At 69.4% G+C, this 2883-nt stretch carries 2 protein-coding genes and 2 pseudogenes; all 4 read right to left on the bottom strand.

Translation table 11 applies throughout. The features are described from left to right. Positions 1–567, bottom strand: a pseudogene (locus BQ7388_RS02350) (DNA repair protein RecN); the annotation flags it as partial. Continuing rightward, the gene (locus tag BQ7388_RS02345; protein ID WP_456319908.1) at positions 564–938 is read right to left on the bottom strand and encodes a site-specific integrase; all 375 of its coding nucleotides are present in this window, start codon (positions 936–938) and stop codon (positions 564–566) included. The pseudogene BQ7388_RS02350 and the gene BQ7388_RS02345, both read right to left, overlap by 4 nt. Continuing rightward, positions 862–2529, bottom strand: coding sequence for a CTP synthase (locus BQ7388_RS02340; RefSeq protein ID WP_072499690.1), 1668 nt, complete (start codon positions 2527–2529; stop codon positions 862–864). The genes BQ7388_RS02345 and BQ7388_RS02340 overlap by 77 nt, the downstream gene beginning before the upstream one ends. A 128-nt stretch (positions 2530–2657) precedes the next feature. Then, positions 2658–2883, bottom strand: a pseudogene (locus tag BQ7388_RS12215) (DNA repair protein RecN); the annotation flags it as partial.

Genomic DNA, 2883 nt, shown 5'->3' with positions numbered 1-2883 from the left:
GAGCCCGCTGCCGTCGCGGGCCGCGTCCACGAGCTCCGCGGCCTTGCGGCGCCGCTCGAGGACGTCCTCCATGCGCGGGCCGTAGCTGCGCAGGAGCCCCTGGAGCTGGGACATCCGCGCCTGCATGCGCTCGAGCGAGTCCTGGTCGAAGTCGAGGGAGTCGCGGTAGCGCCTGAGCTCCGAGGCCACGTCCTCCACGTCGATGAGGCTGGACTCGAGCCGGGAGGCAAAGCCCTCGAGCCGCTCGTCGTAGGCCGCCGCGTCCCTGAGCTCGGACACCGCGGAGGCGAGCGCGTCAGAGACGCCCTCGTCCCCCAGGATGGACTCGTGCGCCCCTCCGGCCGCCCTGAGCAGGGACTCCGAGTGCTCCGCCATGGGGAGCTGCTGCTCGAGCTCCTCGAGCTCCCCCTCCGCGGGCCCCACCTCGTCTATGCGCCTGAGGACGAAGGAGGCCTCGTCCACGCGCTCCTCCGCGGAGCGGCTCATCTCGACCACGCGCTCGAGCTCCGCCTTCGCGGCGCGGGCGTCCCTGAGAGCCTGCGCGTAGGACTCCCGCGCGCTCGTCACGCCCTNTTCTCGCAGATCTGCTCGGCCACCATGAAGCGATGGAAGCCCTTCATGGCCGAGGCCGCCCTCTGCACCGAGGAGGAGGCGAGTCCCATCTCGTGGAGCTCCCTCACGTGCGCCTCCGCGTCCTCCCTCGTCACGTCGTCGGGCGCGACCACGCCGCGCTTGGCCAGGAAGGCCAGGTAGCGGTCGAGGTCGCGCCCGTAGGACTGGATCGTGTTGCGTGAGCTGCCTCGCTCGATGGCAAGGTAGGCAAGGTAGTCCCGGCAGGCCCTGTCGAGGCTCGCGGCCAAGCTACGCCTCCTTGGCCCCTGCGTGCAGGGGTTCGACGGCAAGACGGCCGCAGCCCTCGTGGTGGGCGATCGCGGCACGCACGAACTCGCGGAAGAGCGGTGCCGGGCTGGTCGGGCGGCTCTTGAACTCGGGGTGAGCCTGGGTCGCCACGAACCAGGGGTGCACGTCCTCGGGGAGCTCGACCATCTCGACCAGGCGCTCGTCGGGCGAGAGCCCGCTCAGGCGAAGGCCGGCCGCCTCGAGCCTGGCGCGATAGGCGTTGTTGACCTCGAAGCGGTGGCGATGGCGCTCGTAGACGAGCTCCTCCCCGTAGGCCTCGCGGGCGAGGCTCCCCTCGCCCAGCTTGCAGGGATAGGCACCCAGACGCATGGTGCCGCCCTTCTCGGTCACGTCCTCCTGGTCGGGCATGAGGTCGATCACGGGATACTCGGCGTCGGGGACGAACTCGGTCGAGGTCGCCCCAGGCATGCCGCAGACGCTGCGCGCGAACTCGCAGACCGCCACCTGTAGGCCCAGGCACACGCCCAGGTAGGGGACGAGCTGCGTGCGGGCGCGGTGGGCCGAGAGGATCTTGCCCTCTATGCCGCGCAGGCCGAAGCCGCCGGGGACCAGGATGCCGTCGGCGCCGCCCAGGACCTCGTCCGCGTTGGACTCGTCGAGCTCCTCGCCGTCCACCAGGTCGATCCGCACGTGACGCCCATAGAAGACGCCCGAGTGGTGAAGGGCCTCGATGATGGAGAGGTAGGCGTCGGGCAGCTGGGTGTATTTGCCCACGACCTTGACGGTGACGACGCCCTCGCGGCGGTTGGCCTCGTGCATGGCGTCGGTGAAGCGGCCCCAGTCGGCCAGGTCGCGCTCGCGGGGCTCGAGGCCCAGGCGCTCGAGCACCTTGAGGTCGAAGTCCTGCTCGGCGAGGTGCGCCGGCACGTCGTAGATCGAGGGGCAGTCGGAGTTCTCGAAGACGCAGTCCTCGGCGACGTCGCAGAAGCTCGCGATCTTGGCGCGGATGGAGGCGTCGACCTCGTGGTCGGAGCGGCAGACGATGAAGTCGGGCTGGATGCCCATGGAGCGCAGCTCCTTCACGGAGTGCTGCGTGGGCTTGGTCTTGACCTCGTGGGCCGCGGCGATGTAGGGCACCAGGCTCACGTGGATCACGACGCAGTTGCCCACGCCCTTCTCCTTGCGGAACTCCCTGATGGCCTCGACGAAGGGCTGGCCCTCGATGTCGCCGATGGTGCCGCCGAGCTCGGTGATCACCACGTCGGCAGAGGTCTGCTCCTCGACGCGCAGGAAGCGCTCCTTGATGGCGTTGGTGACGTGGGGGACGACCTGCACGGTGCCGCCCAGGAAGTCCCCGGCCCTCTCGCGCGAGATGAGCGACTGGTAGATGGCGCCGGTGGTGAAGTTGGACTCGCGGGTGAGGTTCTCGTCGATGAAGCGCTCGTAGTGGCCCAGGTCGAGGTCGGTCTCCTTGCCGTCCTCGGTGACGAAGACCTCGCCGTGCTGGAAGGGGCTCATGGTGCCCGGGTCGACGTTGAGGTAGGGGTCGGCCTTCTGCATCATGACCTTGTAGCCCCTGGCCTTGAGGAGCCTTCCCAGAGAGGCGGCGCAGATGCCCTTCCCCAGGGAAGAGACGACGCCACCGGTGACGAATATGTGCTTGGTCATAAGATTGGGCCTCCCGCAACGAGTCGATGTGACTTATCCACGGGACTCGATTGTACGACGGGTGGTACGCCCGTCGGGCCTATGGAGGATTTTTCACAAAGCGCGAACGCAGGCGAGAGGGGCTGCGGCTAACGGGCCCGCCCCGCGGCCGCGGCCTCGAGCATCTGCCGGGCGTGGGCGAGGGACGCCTCGCTCGCGTCGCCCGAGAGCATGCGGGCGACCTCGACGACGCGCTCCTCCCCCTCGATGGGGCGGATCGTGGTCTGCGGGAGCGCGCCCTCGCTCTTCGACACCAGGTAGTGGCGCTCCGCCATGACCGCCACCTGCGCCAGGTGGGTCACGACGATGACCTGG

This window comes from Olsenella phocaeensis (assembly GCF_900120385.1).
Taxonomy (GTDB): Bacteria; Actinomycetota; Coriobacteriia; order Coriobacteriales; family Atopobiaceae; genus Olsenella_I; species Olsenella_I phocaeensis.
The sequence above is the reverse complement of the archived record's forward strand: the minus strand, read 5'-3'. Positions and strand labels throughout refer to the sequence as shown.